Origin of the sequence: Galactobacillus timonensis, assembly GCF_900240265.1 — a bacterium.
GTDB lineage: Bacteria > Bacillota_I > Bacilli_A > Erysipelotrichales > Erysipelotrichaceae > Bulleidia > Bulleidia timonensis.
Genome location: NZ_LT964739.1, coordinates 39,466 through 55,945 on the forward strand (window position 1 = coordinate 39,466; position 16,480 = coordinate 55,945).

Annotated in this window: 17 protein-coding genes and 5 tRNA genes; 3 read left to right on the forward strand and 19 right to left on the reverse strand. The window is 51.8% G+C overall.

Annotated elements, in window-relative coordinates; genetic code table 11:
• The 7 genes from C1714_RS00245 to alr all read right to left on the reverse strand — a co-directional run bounded on the left by C1714_RS00245 (position 1) and on the right by alr (position 5,665).
• Positions 1 to 957: a ketopantoate reductase family protein gene (locus tag C1714_RS00245; protein ID WP_167849869.1), complete on the reverse strand. Its 957-nt coding sequence runs from the start codon at positions 955 to 957 to the stop codon at positions 1 to 3.
• 119 nt (positions 958 to 1,076) lie between these two features.
• Entirely contained in the window at positions 1,077 to 1,427 is a 351-nt protein-coding gene (locus tag C1714_RS00250; RefSeq protein WP_102341313.1) for a heavy-metal-associated domain-containing protein, read from the reverse strand.
• The gene (gene feoB / locus C1714_RS00255; RefSeq protein ID WP_102341314.1) at positions 1,427 to 3,586 is read right to left on the reverse strand and encodes a ferrous iron transport protein B; all 2,160 of its coding nucleotides are present in this window, start codon (positions 3,584 to 3,586) and stop codon (positions 1,427 to 1,429) included. Before feoB ends, C1714_RS00250 begins: the two co-directional genes overlap by 1 nt.
• Positions 3,583 to 3,825, reverse strand: coding sequence for a FeoA family protein (locus C1714_RS00260; protein ID WP_102341315.1), 243 nt, complete (start codon positions 3,823 to 3,825; stop codon positions 3,583 to 3,585). The genes feoB and C1714_RS00260 overlap by 4 nt, the downstream gene beginning before the upstream one ends.
• 48 nt (positions 3,826 to 3,873) lie before the next feature.
• The gene (locus C1714_RS00265; protein ID WP_102341316.1) at positions 3,874 to 4,089 is read right to left on the reverse strand and encodes a FeoA family protein; all 216 of its coding nucleotides are present in this window, start codon (positions 4,087 to 4,089) and stop codon (positions 3,874 to 3,876) included.
• A gap of 4 nt (positions 4,090 to 4,093) precedes the next feature.
• The gene (locus C1714_RS00270) at positions 4,094 to 4,345 is read right to left on the reverse strand and encodes a metal-dependent transcriptional regulator (protein ID WP_135567851.1); all 252 of its coding nucleotides are present in this window, start codon (positions 4,343 to 4,345) and stop codon (positions 4,094 to 4,096) included.
• Between the two features lie 207 nt (positions 4,346 to 4,552).
• A complete protein-coding gene (gene alr / locus C1714_RS00275; RefSeq protein ID WP_102341318.1) occupies positions 4,553 to 5,665 on the reverse strand; it encodes an alanine racemase in 1,113 nt (370 codons plus the stop codon).
• Between the two features lie 1,041 nt (positions 5,666 to 6,706).
• On the opposite strand from alr, the gene C1714_RS00285 reads away from it, so the two are divergent.
• Genes C1714_RS00285 through C1714_RS00295 form a run of 3 tightly spaced genes read left to right on the forward strand, consistent with a single transcriptional unit; the run spans position 6,707 to position 8,926 of the window.
• Complete coding sequence (locus C1714_RS00285; protein WP_135567852.1) at positions 6,707 to 7,180, forward strand: DUF6431 domain-containing protein; 474 nt, start codon at positions 6,707 to 6,709, stop codon at positions 7,178 to 7,180.
• A gap of 34 nt (positions 7,181 to 7,214) precedes the next feature.
• A complete protein-coding gene (locus tag C1714_RS00290) occupies positions 7,215 to 8,630 on the forward strand; it encodes an ISL3 family transposase (protein WP_167849870.1) in 1,416 nt (471 codons plus the stop codon).
• Positions 8,627 to 8,926 carry a hypothetical protein gene (locus tag C1714_RS00295; protein ID WP_102341322.1) on the forward strand — a complete coding sequence of 100 codons (300 nt, stop codon included), beginning with the start codon at positions 8,627 to 8,629 and terminating at the stop codon, positions 8,924 to 8,926. The genes C1714_RS00290 and C1714_RS00295 overlap by 4 nt, the downstream gene beginning before the upstream one ends.
• Before the next feature lie 235 nt (positions 8,927 to 9,161).
• Here C1714_RS00295 and C1714_RS00300 read toward each other — a convergent pair.
• The 12 genes from C1714_RS00300 to C1714_RS00355 all read right to left on the reverse strand — a co-directional run.
• A tRNA-Gly gene (locus tag C1714_RS00300) sits at positions 9,162 to 9,235 on the reverse strand.
• A gap of 2 nt (positions 9,236 to 9,237) precedes the next feature.
• Positions 9,238 to 9,313, reverse strand: a tRNA-Lys gene (locus C1714_RS00305).
• A 76-nt stretch (positions 9,314 to 9,389) separates the two neighbouring features.
• Positions 9,390 to 9,474 (reverse strand) — tRNA-Tyr (locus tag C1714_RS00310).
• Between the two features lie 11 nt (positions 9,475 to 9,485).
• Positions 9,486 to 9,561, reverse strand: a tRNA-Thr gene (locus C1714_RS00315).
• Position 9,562: 1 nt separating this feature from the next.
• A tRNA-Val gene (locus tag C1714_RS00320) sits at positions 9,563 to 9,638 on the reverse strand.
• Positions 9,639 to 9,731: 93 nt separating this feature from the next.
• Positions 9,732 to 10,556: a metallophosphoesterase gene (locus C1714_RS00325; protein ID WP_102341323.1), complete on the reverse strand. Its 825-nt coding sequence runs from the start codon at positions 10,554 to 10,556 to the stop codon at positions 9,732 to 9,734.
• 36 nt (positions 10,557 to 10,592) lie between these two features.
• Complete coding sequence (locus C1714_RS00330; protein WP_245304965.1) at positions 10,593 to 11,612, reverse strand: ROK family glucokinase; 1,020 nt, start codon at positions 11,610 to 11,612, stop codon at positions 10,593 to 10,595.
• 30 nt (positions 11,613 to 11,642) lie between these two features.
• A complete protein-coding gene (hydF, locus tag C1714_RS00335) occupies positions 11,643 to 12,872 on the reverse strand; it encodes a [FeFe] hydrogenase H-cluster maturation GTPase HydF (RefSeq protein ID WP_102341325.1) in 1,230 nt (409 codons plus the stop codon).
• A 1-nt stretch (position 12,873) separates the two neighbouring features.
• Positions 12,874 to 13,695, reverse strand: a complete 822-nt coding sequence (locus C1714_RS00340) for an ABC transporter ATP-binding protein (RefSeq protein WP_102341326.1) — start codon at positions 13,693 to 13,695, stop codon at positions 12,874 to 12,876.
• Positions 13,692 to 14,744 (reverse strand): FecCD family ABC transporter permease, encoded by a 1,053-nt coding sequence (locus tag C1714_RS00345; RefSeq protein WP_102341327.1) that lies wholly within the window; start codon positions 14,742 to 14,744, stop codon positions 13,692 to 13,694. The genes C1714_RS00340 and C1714_RS00345 overlap by 4 nt, the downstream gene beginning before the upstream one ends.
• A 19-nt stretch (positions 14,745 to 14,763) precedes the next feature.
• Positions 14,764 to 16,092, reverse strand: a complete 1,329-nt coding sequence (locus C1714_RS00350; RefSeq protein ID WP_102341328.1) for an MATE family efflux transporter — start codon at positions 16,090 to 16,092, stop codon at positions 14,764 to 14,766.
• Positions 16,093 to 16,213: 121 nt separating this feature from the next.
• A partial coding sequence (locus C1714_RS00355; protein WP_425349033.1) for a hypothetical protein occupies positions 16,214 to 16,480 on the reverse strand: 267 nt, incomplete at its 5' end.

Consider the following 16,480-nt stretch of genomic DNA (forward strand, 5'->3'; position numbering starts at 1 on the left):
TTACTGCTGATAATCGAAGCGGCCGGCATTCTTTTCTTCGAGCGCCTTGATGATGTGATAGGTACACTCTGCCACCGGCACCTCGATTCCCTTTTCCTTCGCCTTCTGCATCAATACACCGCAGAACATATCCACTTCCGTCGGCCGCTTTGCGTCCAGATCCTGCAGCGTCGAATACCGGGTGGCGGGTGTATAGCGGAACCGCTCTCTTTGAAGCGGAGCAATCTCCATGCCATAGGCGGCCGCCACCCTGCGTCCTTCCTCTTCCAGTTTCAATGAATACCAAAGCGCATGCCTACTGTCATGGTACACACCAAGACCTGCGCCGATGACTGCCTGGGGAAGATTGAAGGCAATATTGCGGATGAACTTCGCCCACTGCCGCTTCTGAATATCCGGCACAAGTGTCGTATGAAGACGGGTCGTTGCAAAGAAGCGTTCCAGCGAGGCACAGATTTCCGTCTTTTCTGCCGTATTGTGATCCCCGTACAGCAGTCCGTCCTCTCCTTCCGGCTGAAAGATCTGAATATCGCTGCCGGTGCGATGGGAGGCTATGGTCATGTAGGCATTGACAATCGGTTCCCATCCGATCCTCTCTGCAATCAGTTCCTCCGAATCGATCCCGTTCAAAAGACTCATGACAATCGTCCTGTTGTTTCCGGACACGTTTTTTTTGGAATCGTTTCCTGCGATCCGTACAATGTCATCCATTGCCTCTTCCAGCCCCGTATACTTCACTGCCACCAGCAGAAGATCCGCATCGGCCGCTTCCTGAGAACTTTGTACGTGGAGATCATAGTGGCGGCCGTTGACCGTGATGCCCCGGCTTTTCAGGCGTTTAGCCCGTTCGCCTTCCGCCACCACGACGAGATTGTCCCCGAGAACATCGGCCGTTCCCCAGACAATATATCCACCAATCGCTCCTGCTCCGATCAATGCCACCTTGCGGATTTCCATACCGTTTCCTCCTGCTTGATTGATATGGAGCATATGATACACGAAGCCGGGGACAAAATACAGAAAAGACCCCGGGCTGTTCGGCCTGAGGTCCTGTTCGCTATTACCTTGTTTGACTTTCAGCGCGCTTCGACTGTCTTAATCGTATAACCGAGAGGGTCGATGACGCTGTGCAGATCCTGTGCACTGACCGGATGCTTGGCAAGGATGATGACCTTCCCCGTCTGATAGGAGGAGGAAACCCTGGAAACATCGAGCTTGCGGATCGCATCGTTGATATGTGCCTCGCACATGCCGCAATGCATGCCGTCAATCTGAACGTCTGTTTCTACCAGTCCGCCGGTATTTTTAACCGGCCTGTTTCCTTTGCGGAAAAAACCCTTGACGATGAATACCGCAACGACCATCAGGGCAATCAGAACCAGCAGAACAAATGCATCGGCGCCGGACAGTGAAACATTGCTGCGCATTAATCAGCCTCCACAGCAGCTGCCGCCTTGGCCTTCTTGTACGGATCCGGACGGAACAGCAGATAAGCAATGATGACAGCCACAATGAATGCCGCAACCGTAGCACCGCTGAAGGCAACCTCACCCGTGATCAGGCCGCCGATCTGATAGAACATCAGCGACAGGCAGTAAGCATTGATATTCTGGAACGCGATCGCAAACCAGAAGTACTTCTTGTTGCCGATTTCCTTGGCCATCGTCGAAATCGCAGCCAGGCACGGAGAATCAAAGAGGTTGAAGATCAGGAACGATATCGCAACCATGTTGGTCGGAAAGAACGCACTGAATGCCTGATGCATACCGCCGGCATACTCTTCAATATCACCAACACCGGCAAGGACGCCCATCGTCGATACGATGCCTTCCTTGGCAACAAAGCCGGAGATCGAAGAGGCAACCGCCTGCCATGTATTGAAGCCCAGCGGCGTAAAGAGCACAGCAATGGCACGGCCGATATAAGCCAGGAACGAAGCCTCTGTATCAACAAGACCGAAGACGCCGTCCTGAATGCCGAAGCTTGCCAGGAACCACATGACTGCGCAGCAGAGGAACAGGATTGTCCCGGCCTTCTTGAGGAATGCCCATACACGCTCCCAGACATGCAGTAGAACGCCCTTCAGGCTTGGAATATGGTAAGCCGGCAGCTCCATGACAAACGGAGCAGGATCACCGGAGAAGTACTTCGTCTTCTTCAGGATAATGCACGAACATACAATGACAACGATGCCGAGCACATAGTAGCCGAATGCATAGCGCCAGTCATCATTCATGATGTAGCCGGCGATCAGGGCAATGACCGGAAGCTTCGCTCCGCACGGCATATTGGTAGTGGTAATCATCGTCATCCGGCGGTCCTTCTCGTTTTCAATCGTACGGGTCGCCATGATACCCGGAACACCGCATCCGCTTGAAATCATGAACGGAATGAACGACTTGCCTGATAGACCGAAGCGGCGGAACAGACGGTCCATGATGAACGCGACACGAGCCATATATCCGCAGTCCTCAAGGATCGAAAGGAAGAAGAAGACGATTGCCATCTGCGGCGCAAATCCGATCGGCGCCGCCAGACCACCGATAATACCATCAACGACAAGCGACACCAGCCAGTCGGAAGTGCCGATACTTTCGAGCCATGCCTGAACGCCTGGCTGAATCCACTCGCCGAAGAGAACATCGTTTGTCCAGTCGGTTACATAGGTGCCGAGCGTCGATACCGCGATCCAGTAAACGAACGCCATGATACCGAGGAAGATGAAGATGGCAAATACACGGTGCGTCATGACCTTATCGATCTTATCGGAGATCGTCAGGCCGTCCTTCAACTTCTTCTTGACGACCGCTTTGCCAACCAGCTTCTGAATGTATTCATAGCGCTGATTTGTGATGATGGACTCACTTGTATCATCCATCTCCTTTTCACAGTCAGTGATATGGCCTTCAATGTGTTTTCTGACATCCTCCGGCAGATTCAGTTTTGCCAGAACCTTCTCATCGCGCTCGAATACCTTGATGGCATACCAGCGGAGATTATGCTTCGGAACATAGGATTCGATGCTTTCCTCAATATGGGCGATCGCATGTTCCACACTGCCCGTAAAAACATGGGGCAGTTCAACATCGGCGTGCTTCTTTGCAAGATTGATGCAGGCTTCCGCCGCATCCATCGTCGCTTCACCCTTGAGAGCACTCATCTCGACAACCGGGCAGCCAAGGCCTTCACTCAGCTTCTTGAGATCAATTTTGTCCCCGTTCTTCTTGACGAGGTCCATCATGTTTACGGCAACCAGCACCGGAAGACCGACTTCCAGCAGCTGTGTCGTCAGATAGAGGTTGCGCTCAATGTTCGTACCGTCAACGATGTTCAGAATGACATCCGGCTTCTCTTCTACCAGATAGGTACGGGAAACGACTTCCTCGAGCGTATACGGAGAAAGGGAGTAAATACCCGGCAGATCTTCGATAATGACATTCTTGTGGTTCAGAAGGTGTCCTTCCTTCTTTTCAACCGTGACGCCCGGCCAGTTGCCGACGTACTGGTTGGATCCCGTCAGGTTGTTGAACAGCGTCGTTTTGCCACAGTTCGGATTGCCTGCCAGAGCAATTTTCAACTCACTCATGCTGCTTCTCCCTTCACCGGTTCAACCTCAACCATTTCTGCCTCTGATTTACGGATCGTCAGCTCATAGCCGCGCACCGTAAGCTCAATCGGATCGCCCAGCGGAGCAACCTTGCGCACATAGATCTGCGTGTTCTTTGTGATACCCATATCCATGATGCGTCTGCGCAATGCACCTTCACCGTTGATCTTTAAGACGCGGCAGGTATCACCTACTTTAACTTCCTTCAATGTAAGCATGTACTGCTTCCCCTTTCCTTTTCTTCCATATTTACAAGCGATGGCTGCTCACTCCACCATCACCTTGGAAGCCATCTGACTTGTAATCGCCAGGCGCGTGTCTTTGACGATCACAATGACGTCTCCATAACGCTGCAGGATCACCTGAACCTTCGTTCCCGGTACGAATCCGAGATCTTCCAGGTGGCGCTTCATTTCATCGGTTCCATGAACCTGATTGACGGTTACCGTCGAATCTGCATCTGCGAATGTCAGTGGAATCATTTCTCTATGCCTCCTCGATCTGCCGGGCCGCTTCTTTTCCGGCGGCGGTCAGATACACAATGCCGTAGCGTTCCATTTCAACAAAACCCGCTGCCGCAAGGCGCCGGACCATGACACAGACACTGGAGCGCCTCACCTGAAGCAGTCTGGCAAGGGCTACGCAGCGGATGCCCCGTCCATTTGCGTCCAGGGAAACAATTGCGCGGAGGTATTTCTTTTCACCTGCCGTCATTTTTTCAATATCAGTGTTAGTCACGTCTTACCACATGCGTTAGTTTAAGATAACTAACAGTGATCGTCAAGGAAAATTGTACAAATCTCATGGAAGATCGTAATAATTTCACAATAGTGATAACAGGCATTATGAAGCGGTCTAACATTGTTTTGTGCCACCGTCTGTTTCCGCATGCAGGCATAAAAAAAGTGTCCCTTTTTGTATTAAAAGGACACTTGCATTGATTGCTTATTCACCCGCATTGATACTTTTGGTGAGACGTTCGTTGGCTTCACCGATCACCCTGCCGTGCTCTACATAGGTACGGGTTACACGGCCCGAGATCAGGCAGATGATTTCATAGGGGATCGTATTCAGATCCTTTGCCATATCCTCGAGAGGGATATGTTCCCCAAACAGCTCCACCTTCGTTCCAGTGAGCATCCGGTGCGGCAGGCGGATCATCATCTGATCCATGCACACGCGGCCGACGATTTCGCACAGTTCGCCATCCACATACACATGGCGCCCCTGGTTGGCACGTACGAAGCCATCCGCATAGCCGACGGGAACGGTTGCGATCCATTCCCCTTCCTTTGCCGTATAGGTTGCGCCATAACCGACCCTGTCTCCCTCATGAACCTGCTTGGCCATGATAATCGTAGAGTAAAAGGACAGCGGACGCTTCAGATCATTCTTATATGTCGAAATGCCGTACAGCGAGATGCCGACCCGGCAGGCATTGGACACCGGATCCCTGAAATTGATCGTCGCATCCGAGTTGTCACAATGAATCCAGTCAAAGCCATAGTTCAGGCCCTTCACCGTATCCGCAAAGATCTGATACTGACGGTCTGTAAATTCCGGGTCAAAGTCCGAGCATGAGAAATGCGTAAAGATGCCGGTCACCTTCGCACCTGCATCGAGCAGCGTCTTCAGCGCAGCCCTGCTTTCCTCAAAGGAGCGGTAACCGATCCGCGTCATACCTGTATCAATCGCAAGATGCACCTTGAGACCGGCGCATCCCGCCGCAGCAAGATCCGCAGCGAATTCAGGCGAATAGGCGGCGACCGTAATGTTTTCCTTTTCCATCAAGGCCGCATCCCTAGGATCCGTCGCACCAAGGATCAGAATCTCCGCGCCGCAGCCCTGGTTTCTGAGCATCATTGCCTCATCCAGTGAAGAAACGGCAATCATCGAAGCCCCTGCACGCAATACGGCGTTGGCCACTTCAATATCTCCGCAGCCATAGGCATCAGCCTTCAGTACGGCAATGAAACGTTTGCCGCAGATGGCATGAATGGTGCGGACATTGTCCTCAATCGCATCGAGATTTACTTCCAGCCAAGTTTTTCTATACATCGGATCACCTCCGGATACTGGTTGACCCCTTACAGAAGTCACGATTCTAATATTACCCTATTCCAGCGCAGCACGAATCAGGGCATAAAAAAATCCGCATTTTTCACGGGCGCCTTTCATGACCAATTCATGCCGCTTAAATACGCAGTTATTGTAACAACGACGCAAATGATTTACTATGCCTTTTCATAAAAACGATGCCGCAGTATCTCCCGTTCACGCATATCAAGCAGGCCGGAAAACGCCCGGATTTCCTTGCGCAGCCAGCCAGAGTCATACCTTTCAAAGGCGAATCATGCAGTCATTTTTTGAGAGTCGCGCATTTCCATGTCAACCGGTTCGGATTGCAGAGCTTCACTCCTTAGCATCAAGCCTATTGAATCCCCTATAAAAATGATATATATATCATATACAGAGATGGAGGACATGGCCTGTGACGCCTAGTCTAGCCATCCTTTTTATTTCCTTCCCTTTGACCTGATTACTACTTCCAGGCCATTCATTCGACGAATAACAATGTCCAAATCATTTTTACTCAACATGTTGCCCTTAACCGCATTGACGCCGGAAAGATATCCGGTCTCATTCATCATAGCTATGTACTCAATCCATCGTTCCCCGGACACACCTCAGGCTGTTAATTGTCAAACCCGGATAGATCTGCACGCTTTGAATCCATCTGCTCTTCCAGGGATGAAAGAATTCGGAATATCGCTTTTAAGTTAACTGTCATTCTTCCAATTTGGTAATCGCCTTTTTTGGACTATCTAAAAATAGATGGGGTTTGGGGGTGCCTCTAAGAAATCCTGGGATTGATGATCCGGGAGGAGTTAAAGAGCTGTAAACCCTCATGGGGAGGCACAACGGCCTTCTCCTTTTCGTATTTACCGATTATCATGCGGTTAGAGACATCAATAGAAAGGAAAAGGTTCAGAGACAAAGCTTCCCAGCACTCTCTGAACCCGTAACCAAAACCATGGTTAGTGTACCACATTCACAATACAAAATTGTTAAACATCCTAATCATCCGAATGATTTTTGATGAAATGCAGCGAACCTGTTTTGGATCCTGAAACAGGCCTGCCAATGAGATTCTGCGGAACAGCCAGAAGGTGCGTTAAAACACCAAAAGGTTCTTACTGGATCTGGATTCCTGTCGCCGTCTCTTCCAACGGAAGACATCACCGTGTTCTCCCTGATTTCCTTGTCCCTTACAAGCACTACTCGGTGCAGACCATCGAATCGGCTCTGGACAATGATCTGGATCTTGATCGTTATTCGCTTCCTTCCGATTCTTCCGTTTACCGTTGGAACAAATGGCTCGATAAGCTCATTGTGCAGCTCCGGATTTTCCTGAAGCTGGTTGATCCGCCTGATTCGCTGCTTCAACAGCTTCGTGTTCTATTCCGGCGTGATGTCCGCCGGGCTCCGGAATATGATTCTTCCAGTGGCTGGGTGGCCGGAATCAATCTCTGCCTGAATGGGCCAAATGACTTTGACTTGGGCCTTTCCTGATCTTCCCCTATGCTGGGCTCAAAGGAGAAGATCTATGTCCGAACAATCTGATAAACAGGCCATTCTTGAATTCTTTAACCTCGATACAGGCAGTGTGGAGAATGTCATCTTCCATAATGACAATGGCAGTGCGTCTGTCCATGTTTTACTGCGGCCGGATCATCCGCCTTGTCCCGATTGCGGCTGTACCCTGCCAAGGGTTAAGGACTACATTGACAAGAAGATAAGCCACGGCGTCTTTACTGATCGTGAGTGCACCATCTTCTATCATGCCCGCAGGTACATCTGTCCTGTCTGTCATCGAACGTACTATGAGAACAATCCATTCTGTTTCAGGAAGCAGCACATCTCCGCCCTCACGGTTGAAAACATTCTGAACGATTTGAAGATTCAGACCGAGACCTTCGCTTCCGTCGCTAAGCGGTATCACATCTCTCCCACAACCGCTGCCTCCGTCTTCGATGCCCACGTAAAGGAGGCGCGAAGACCTCTGCCCACATTGATGTGCTGGGATGAGAACTACGCATTTTATCATCCGGGAGAGAACTCAAAATATGTGTTCGTTATTCTCGACTTTGAGTCACAGGAGCCGGTGGATATCCTGCCAAGCAGAAGAAAAGATTATCTGCTCAGCTACTTTCTCAAAATCCCAGTGGAAGAGCGAAAGCGCGTCAAAATGATTGCCACGGACATGTATAGTGAATACCGCGCCATCATACGTCAGCTGTTCCCTAAGGCCTATCATTCCGTTGACCATTATCATGTCAGCCAGGAGCTCTCCAGAAAGGCTGACAGCGTCCGGATCAGAGTAATGAAGCAGACTCCAAAATATATTGAAGGCACAAAAACACAAACCAACGAGTATTATCTGCTGAAGACATTCAACTGGATGATATTCAAGCGGCTGGACGCCAGAGACAAAGATGGTAAAAAGCTGTTCGATCCCGGCCATCCAAGGAAAATGAACCGCAAGCTGAACCGGTTCCTCAATTATTACGAAATTAAAGCCATGATCGAAGCCGTTCATCCCGATTTGAAAAAGGCATGGGACCTCAAGGATGACGTTGTGGACTTCTATGACAACTGCACTTACGATACTGCTCCCCAGGAGCTGAACAAACTGATTCAGTCCTTCGCAGCCAGTGGTATTCCGGAAATGAAAGAGTTCTCCCGCACCCTGATCAGCTGGAGAGAGGAGATTATCAACTCCTTCATTGTCGTAAAGCAGCGTCATACAGTCGATAAGGACACAGGCCAGGTGGTAGTGTCCGACATAAAACTGAATAACGGATTGATGGAGAACCGGAACTCAATCATCAAGACGATCAAGAAAGCAGCCAACGGATATACCAACTGGGACAGGTTCCGCAGCCGCTGCCTATATGTGCTCAGAAAGAGCTCCAAGCCAATGTTGAATCCTGTCATTCCGCCAAAGAAGGTTAAGCAATGACTTCAACCAGCTTTCAGCCCCTGAGTCCCGAGCAGACATGGATCACTGCAGAAGGAGCCTGTTTGTATGGCAAAGAAGCAGAACAATATCTGCAGGCCAGCATTCGTTCCATGAACCGAATATGCCGCTCAGCACAGCGATTAATGCGCGGCATTGAATGCGAGCTGAAGCAGTGTGACCAAACGAGCAGTATGACTCTGTATGCCATGAACACAGACGAGATGCTTGCCCGCATCGCCATCTATTGCGAGATGTTTTTGGATGAATACGAAGAACTTCAGGAGACGCAGCCGTAACAGGCGGTCTCCTTTTCCTTTCCATTCAAAAACCGCCTGTTTTACCAGACGGTTTCGTGGTGGGATAAACCTTCATGGGGTACCCTGACACCCCAAGTTTTTTTACTTCGTTTTCGAGGCATCCCCAGATAAATTTAGATCGCCCTTTTTTGAAGATATATCAAACGATAAATGATGCCAGAATGATTCCGCAGAAAAGAAAAAAAACCGCATTGCAGTGCGGCTTATTTACGAATGGAGCGAGTGAACGGAATCGGACCGTCGTATGCAGCTTGGAAGGCTGCCGTTCTACCATTGAACTACACTCGCATTGGTGACTCGGAAGGGAATCGAACCCTCGACCCACTGATTAAAAGTCAGTTGCTCTACCACCTGAGCTACCGAGTCATAGTCTGCTCAAGGGCTTCAGGCCAAACCTTATTCCCAACATCCCGACCAACGATCGGATCATCAGCTAATAAAATGGTGGAGACGGGTGGTTTCGAACCACCGAACCCAGAGGGAGCAGATTTACAGTCTGCCGCGTTTAGCCACTTCGCTACGTCTCCATTGGTATATATGGTGCCGACAATAGGAATCGAACCTACAACCTACTGATTACAAATCAGTTGCTCTGCCAATTGAGCTATGTCGGCATGGTGGAGGTTAACGGGCTCGAACCGCTGACCCTCTGCTTGTAAGGCAGATGCTCTCCCAGCTGAGCTAAACCTCCATATCACACCCTTCACTCAACGAGTGCTTCAATACTATAGCATCCCCCGCACAGTACGGTCAACCGAAATTTCAGCCGATTTTCAGCAGATTTTCAGCCCTGTTTTTCAACCTCACGGCCGATCAGATCGATTACCACGATTTCCGGATTGTTGTAAAGACGCGGAATGTAATGGTAATGACGCGAAAGACCGCGGCTGATCACCAGAAGACTGTGATCCAGCGTATGCACACCGGAAATATACTTCGGCAAAAGACCCTGCTGCGGAGCCGCGATGCCGATATCGGTCCCAGGAATCCGCCACTGTCCCCCATGGGCATGGCCCGAAACAACCATCTGACAGTCGATGTGATTGTAGAGATCAATGAAATGCGGCCGGTGTGACAGAAGAATCCGGTAATTATCCGTCGTATAAATGCGGTTGATATCGTCCGCGCTGTAGTCACTTTCATGCTTGCGGCACGGGATGCCGACGATTTCCAGCGACGTATCGCCCTTGGTAAAGACCGCGTTGCGGTAGGAAAGCACCTGGACTCCTGCTTCACGGAACTTCTTCAGAAGATCCTCCAGATCCGGGCGGTACTCCTCATGGTTTCCAGTCGAATAATAAACAGGGAAATCGCGCAGAGCCTTCATGAGCACCAGTGTATTGTCCTGGTGCATGTGCTCTTCGGCCATGTCGCCGGGCATCAGAATGAGATCCGGCTTCTCAGCCAGAACCTTCACCATCAGATCCTCCATGTTCATACCGTAGTCCGCATTGTGAAGATCCGAAAGAATCATCATCCGCACCGGCGTATGAATCTTACTGGAGCAGACGGTATACCGCGTCACATCAATGTCCCGCGGAAGTCCCGGGATGATCGCAGCCGCCGCTGCAGCTGCCGCAATCGCAATGCCTGTCTTCTTGTCTGCCATCTGCTCCACCTGTTCTTTCTATTGATACGTTAACAATCAGTTTCCAAGTTCACTGCCCAGTACAAGGCGCGCCGAGCCGTAAATGCCCGCGTCGTTGCCAAGCTGTGCCAGTACTACCTTTGCCTTCTGGGTATCCGCAAGAAGCGGAGTTAGCGGATTCATATAGGACTGAATCAGATCGCACAGCCACTGGCCCGTCTTCGATACGCCGCCGCCAATGACGATGACTTCCGGATCCGTCGTCATGCAGATGATCGAAAGGCCCCAGCCAAGATAACGGCAGCAGGTATTCATCGCCTTCAGTGCCAGGCTGTCGCCCGCCTTTGCACAGTCACATACATCCTTTGCCGTTAATGCATCGCCAAACTGACGCATTGCGGAAGGATCATCACTTGCCTTAAGGACATTCTTTGCTTCGCGGACAATGCCGGTTGCCGAAGCCGTCTGTTCCAGGCAGCCGCGTCCGCCGCAGTTGCAGGTATCCGGATCATCTTCACGGATATGAATATGCCCGAATTCGCCGCCGGCACCATGGGCCCCGGTAACAATCTTGCTGTCGACGACGACACCGCCGCCGACGCCCGTACCCAGCGTCACAAGCATCAGATTCTTATGGCCCTTGCCGCCGCCCTGCCACATTTCGCCAAGTGCCGCGACATTGGCATCGTTGCCGACATAGCAGTTAATGCCGCCGCCAAGAAGCTTCGAAAGCTCCTGGGCAGGATACAGATCCATCCAGCCAAGGTTCACGCAGACCGACACATAGCCGTCCGGCTGTACAGGACCCGGCACATCAAGGCCGACCCCAGCCACATCATTCCAGCTGTAGTCTTCATCGGCGAGCTTCTTTTTCAGGGAAGCGGCCACATCTTCCAGAATATGTCCACCCGCATCCTCGTGACGCGTCGGGATTTCCCACTTCTCGACCAGCCGTCCTTCAACGGTGAAAAGTCCCATCTTAACGGTTGTGCCGCCGATATCGATGCCGATGCAGTACCTCATTCCCATATGATTATCCTCCCAGTGATCAAATGAATTGATTGGTCTCTCTTTCATTCATTTTACAGCATAGCCCGAAAGAAGGAATCATCGAATGACAGGATCTGTATCCAGCGGATACACCACATGATCCAGAATTCCGTTCATATAGGCAATCGCGATGCCGTAGTTCGTCATCGGAACACCGGCCTGCTTCGCCCGCGCAATACGCGAAAGAATATGGGCACGGTTGAACATACAGCCGCCGCACTGAATGATGAGATCATAGGAAGAAAGATCCTGGGGAAAATCCGCTCCCGAGCATATATCGACCCGGATCCCCTCCCCTCTCCGTTTCCTTATCAGGCGGGGAATCTGGATGCGTCCGATATCCTCCTGCATCGGTACATGGGAACAGATTTCGGCAATCAGCACATGCCCGTCCGCAGGCAGATCATCAATTGCCTTCGCGCTTTCCACGTAGTAGGAAATATCGCCCTTATACGCCGCAAATAATACGGAGAACGAAGTCAGCCGCGTCCCTGCCGGCAGATGATCATAGACATAGCGGTAGGCTTGCGAATCGGTAATGATCAGGGCCGGCGGATTCTTCAAAGAGGCAATTGAAGAATCAAGTTCCTCCAACGCACAGCTGACAATGATGCAGTGCTTCTCCAGCAGGCTGCGGATCGTCTGGGCTTCCGGCTGAATGAGACGGCCTTTGGGTGCCTGAGGATCCTGGGGCATCACCAGCATAACAACATCCCCGGCCTGCACAAGACTGCCGGTAATGGAACGCGGCGCATTCAGATCCCCGGCCGCCCTGACCAGAGCCTCCCGCAGACTGCTGATACCGTTTTTTGTCAGCGAGCTGACCGTTACGCACGGGATACCGAGCGAAGATACGAAGCTGCACTTTTTCGCAAGTTGCTGGGAAGAAACAAGATCAGCCTTACTGATGACGCCGATGACTGAAGTTCCTTTGGCAAGCAGACGCTCGCACCATTGCGATTCAAGGGAATAATCATCATCCTGCCCGGAAAACAGAACGATGGCGATATCGCATTCCTCCGCAGCTTTGATGCTTGCCTGTACACGCTGTTTCCCCAGTACGCCGGAGTCATCGATGCCGGCCGTATCAAGAAGCGTGACGGCGCCGATGCCATGGATTTCCATCGCCTTATGCACCGCATCGGTGGTGGTGCCGGGTGTATCTGAAACAATTGATACCTGCTGATGAACGAAGGCATTGATCAAAGATGATTTGCCGCTGTTCATCTTTCCGAAAAAACCGATATGCAGACGTTCGCCTGCGGGTGATGATACTGTTCCATTCATATTATTCTTTCCTCGATCCTGATTGATCCGGCTTCTTCTCTGCCAGTGACACCGGAACCATGGATACGTATTCCTTTCCGTCGATTGTTTCCTTGTGCAGGTGGACACGGACGCCGAATGCCTCCTGCATCGTCTCTTCATTCAGCACCTCTTCCGTCCTGCCGAAGATCGGCCGCGTGTGGGTCAACAGAAGCGTGTCATCGGCAATCGCAAAGGCGTGATCCGCGGAGTGTGTATTCAGAAGAATCGTCAGTCCCTTCTGATGACTCAATGTATCGAGCAGATTCATGATGCGCAGCTGATTGGCAAGATCGAGTCCCGTCTCCGGCTCATCAAGAACCAGGATCTTCGGCTCCGCCGCCAGGGCTCGGGCAATCAGTACAAGCTGCCGCTCGCCGCCGCTGATCTCATCACAGGAACGCTCACGAAGATCTTTCACTCCGGCAGCGGCCATGGCTTTTTCGGCAATGGCCCGATCATGATCCGTCGGCATCTCAAAGAAGTGAAGATACGGTCCCCGTCCCAGCAGTACCATTTCTTCAACGGAATAGCTGAAGGTCAACGTACGTGCCTGCGGAACATAGGCACACAGGCGCCAGAAAGCGGAGCCATGCATCGAGAGACGTGAGACGCCATCGATCAGCACACTGCCGCTGTCCGGCTTCAAAAGGCCAAGGACACATTTGAGCAGCGTCGTCTTGCCGGCACCATTGGGGCCAAGTACAGCCATGATCCTGCCATCATCAACCCGAAACGATACATTCTCAAGCACGGGGTGGGAATGATCGTAGGAAAAACAGATGTCTCTTCCTTCAACATTCATGCGTGAATTCCTCCCGTGCGCCGCAGAAGAATAATGAATACCGGCGCCCCGATCAGGGCCGTAAGGATCGACACTGGAATCTCAGCCGCACTGATACAGCGGGCAAAAGTATCCGTCACCAGCATGAACAGGCCGCCGATCACGATACATGCCGGTTGGCAGCGCATCGTATCATTGCCCACGAGCATACGGCATATATGAGGAACCAGCAGGCCGACCCAGCCGATGACGCCGCAGACAGATACAACCGCCGCCGTGATGGCAGAAGCCGAAAAGATCACAAGAAACCGTACGAGCGGAAGATTGAGGCCAAGACTTTCCGCCTCTTCCCTGGAAAGGGAAAGAACGTTGAGTCTGAAACGCAGCGCCGTCAATAATACGATGCCCAGCAGAATCAAAGGGGCCGCCGTCAACAGCGACTGCCGCGTAACACCGGAGAAGCTCCCCATGAGCCAGAACGTAATCTGGGGCAGCTGATCCAGTGGATCCGCAGTGAACTTTGTAATGGATACCAGAGCCTGAAACAGAGCGGAAATCACAAGCCCTGCGAGAATGACATAAACCATCGATCCGCTGCGATAGCGATCACTGCGGCCCGTGATCAGAAACACGAGGCCGACAGCAGCGGCTCCCATCCAAAGAGAGAGCTGCTGAACACCTGCCGAGTGAAAGCCGAGCAGAATGGCAAGACAGGCGCCGAACGAGGCACCGTCTGCTGTCCCGAGTGTGTCTGGCGTTGCAAGAGGATTCGAGAAGAGACACTGAAAGGCCAGGCCGCTGACCGCAAGGCCGGATCCGGCAAGAATGCTCAGAAGAATGCGGGGCAGACGTACATTGAAAATGATGGTGTGGATGCTGGAGACGGCTGTCCCCTGTCCGATCAGTTCCTTCAGCACCGTAGAAAAAGGAATGGGATAGCGTCCCATCCCCAGCGCCGCCACCGCCGCCACCAGGAGCAGAACGATACCTGCAAGCATCACGGTGCGAAACCGCCGGCTGTCCTTTTTCAGATTGTCCGTATTGGCATTCGAAGACGAAGTCCGCTTCATTCCCCTATTATAAACGGAATCAGAAGAAGCGCCCATCCTCAAACAGCCGTGTCTCACGCCGCAGGTAAATGTAAATCAAAAGAGCCGAGAGCCATTCACTCAGGCCAAGTGCGCAATAGACCCCCTCCGCGCCAAAGCAGCGCGAGAGTACAAACAGCGTAACCAAAGGCATGATCAAGGAGCGCAGCAGTGCTGAAGCTGCGCAGGCGCGCTGCTGCAGGATCCCCTGCAGCAAGTATGCGGCGAGGATATTGAATCCCAGCATAACGAACGTGGGCATATACCGCCGCATGATGTAGGGGCCAAGGACCGCATTGGCATCACTGCCCATAAAGAGATAAAGAATCTGTCTGGGGAGAATCTCGCCGAACGCGAAGATGCAGATGCCGATTACCATTGCCGTGCGCAATCCCAAACGGAAGAAGGAGCGTACCCTCTCCGTTTTCCCGGCGCCATGGTTGACGGACGCTCCCAGCTGCACGGTCTGTCCGACGCCGGCAAATACAGCCTGAGCAAGAAGGGCGATCGTATTGAGGACACCATAGACGCCAAGTGCCTCCGTGCCGCCGTAGATAAGCATGGTCTGGTTCATGACGATGTTCATTCCAATCGTTCCAAGGTCAATCAGCAGTGAACTGATGCCGGTGCGGAACACGGAATGAAAGTAGCGGAAGGGATGCGAAACCTTCACAAACCGCAGTGTATTTTTCTTTGACACAAAATGACTGAGCATGATGACATCCTGCACTGCCGTCCCAATTACAGTAGCTGTCGCTGCGCCGGCAACGCCCATGTTCATCGGAAAAACAAGGAACCAGTCCAGAAAGATATTGATCATGCCGCCCGTCAATACGGCGCGGAACGCACGTTTCGGATCCCGATCAAGACGCAGGAATGCCGCAAAGAAATCCGGTCCGACAATGATTGGCAGAAAGCCGATTACGATTCTGCCATAGGCATAGGCGGTCGAAAAAATCTCCTCGTTTGCGCCAAGTGCGACGAGAATATCCTTCAGCTTCCACAGGCACAGCAGCCAGGATGCCACAGTGACTAAGGCGCAGCCGATGGCTGCGATGGTGAAGTACTGCAGCCCTTCTTCCTTCTTTCCTCTGCCAAGGGCGTTGCCCATATGGACACTTCCGCCCAGGGCAAACAGCGATGCCAGAACATACATCAATGTATACAGGGGATTGATAACCGCAATCGCAGCTGTACCGACAGCACCGGCATACTGGCCGACCGCGATCGTATCAACGAACGAGTAAATCGACATCGCAAGCGCCGCTCCCAGGGTCGGAACCAGATAGGAGCGGTAGATCGAATGCACATTGTCCTTCAGAAAATCCATGAAACCTCCAAAGTGTCCCCACTATAGCAGGCATATGAAAATTTTTCAAACCGGCAGATGTGCACGTATGTTTGACACTCCCACAGCTAAAGCACGTGGGATTCTTGAGAAGTCTGATTGCTTACGCAATCCTTATTCTCAAAGGGCTTGCCAACAGCCCTCTACACAGTCCCTCAGCACTGAGGTTCTGTTTACCTTTCCTTGCGATGTTGCACGCTCCGTTGATGTCTGCGTTAACGAGCGTGTTTTCTTTGGTACTGTACAATCCCCGTTTGATGCGTTTGCCTGAGAATGTACCGGCATACGGATGTTTTGTGTCGTACACCGGAATCGCGTCACCGTCTAAGAACGATGCCTTTGACGTGTACGATTCTTCCGTTTCGATGTA

Bases quoted from the DNA above. Each gene is read 5' to 3' on its own strand.
- C1714_RS00345 (WP_102341327.1), bottom strand. From the start codon at position 14,744: ATGAAGCGGACTTCGTCTTCGAATGCCAATACGGACAATCTGAAAAAG.
- C1714_RS00350 (WP_102341328.1), bottom strand. From the start codon at position 16,092: ATGGATTTTCTGAAGGACAATGTGCATTCGATCTACCGCTCCTATCTG.
- C1714_RS00250 (WP_102341313.1), bottom strand. From the start codon at position 1,427: ATGCGCAGCAATGTTTCACTGTCCGGCGCCGATGCATTTGTTCTGCTG.
- C1714_RS00245 (WP_167849869.1), bottom strand. From the start codon at position 957: ATGGAAATCCGCAAGGTGGCATTGATCGGAGCAGGAGCGATTGGTGGA.
- C1714_RS00340 (WP_102341326.1), bottom strand. From the start codon at position 13,695: ATGAATGTTGAAGGAAGAGACATCTGTTTTTCCTACGATCATTCCCAC.
- feoB (WP_102341314.1), bottom strand. From the start codon at position 3,586: ATGAGTGAGTTGAAAATTGCTCTGGCAGGCAATCCGAACTGTGGCAAA.
- hydF (WP_102341325.1), bottom strand. From the start codon at position 12,872: ATGAATGGAACAGTATCATCACCCGCAGGCGAACGTCTGCATATCGGT.
- alr (WP_102341318.1), bottom strand. From the start codon at position 5,665: ATGTATAGAAAAACTTGGCTGGAAGTAAATCTCGATGCGATTGAGGAC.
- C1714_RS00325 (WP_102341323.1), bottom strand. From the start codon at position 10,556: ATGGCAGACAAGAAGACAGGCATTGCGATTGCGGCAGCTGCAGCGGCG.
- C1714_RS00290 (WP_167849870.1), top strand. From the start codon at position 7,215: ATGTCCGAACAATCTGATAAACAGGCCATTCTTGAATTCTTTAACCTC.
- C1714_RS00260 (WP_102341315.1), bottom strand. From the start codon at position 3,825: ATGCTTACATTGAAGGAAGTTAAAGTAGGTGATACCTGCCGCGTCTTA.
- C1714_RS00295 (WP_102341322.1), top strand. From the start codon at position 8,627: ATGACTTCAACCAGCTTTCAGCCCCTGAGTCCCGAGCAGACATGGATC.
- C1714_RS00330 (WP_245304965.1), bottom strand. From the start codon at position 11,612: ATGAAAGAGAGACCAATCAATTCATTTGATCACTGGGAGGATAATCAT.
- C1714_RS00265 (WP_102341316.1), bottom strand. From the start codon at position 4,089: ATGATTCCACTGACATTCGCAGATGCAGATTCGACGGTAACCGTCAAT.
- C1714_RS00285 (WP_135567852.1), top strand. From the start codon at position 6,707: ATGAAATGCAGCGAACCTGTTTTGGATCCTGAAACAGGCCTGCCAATG.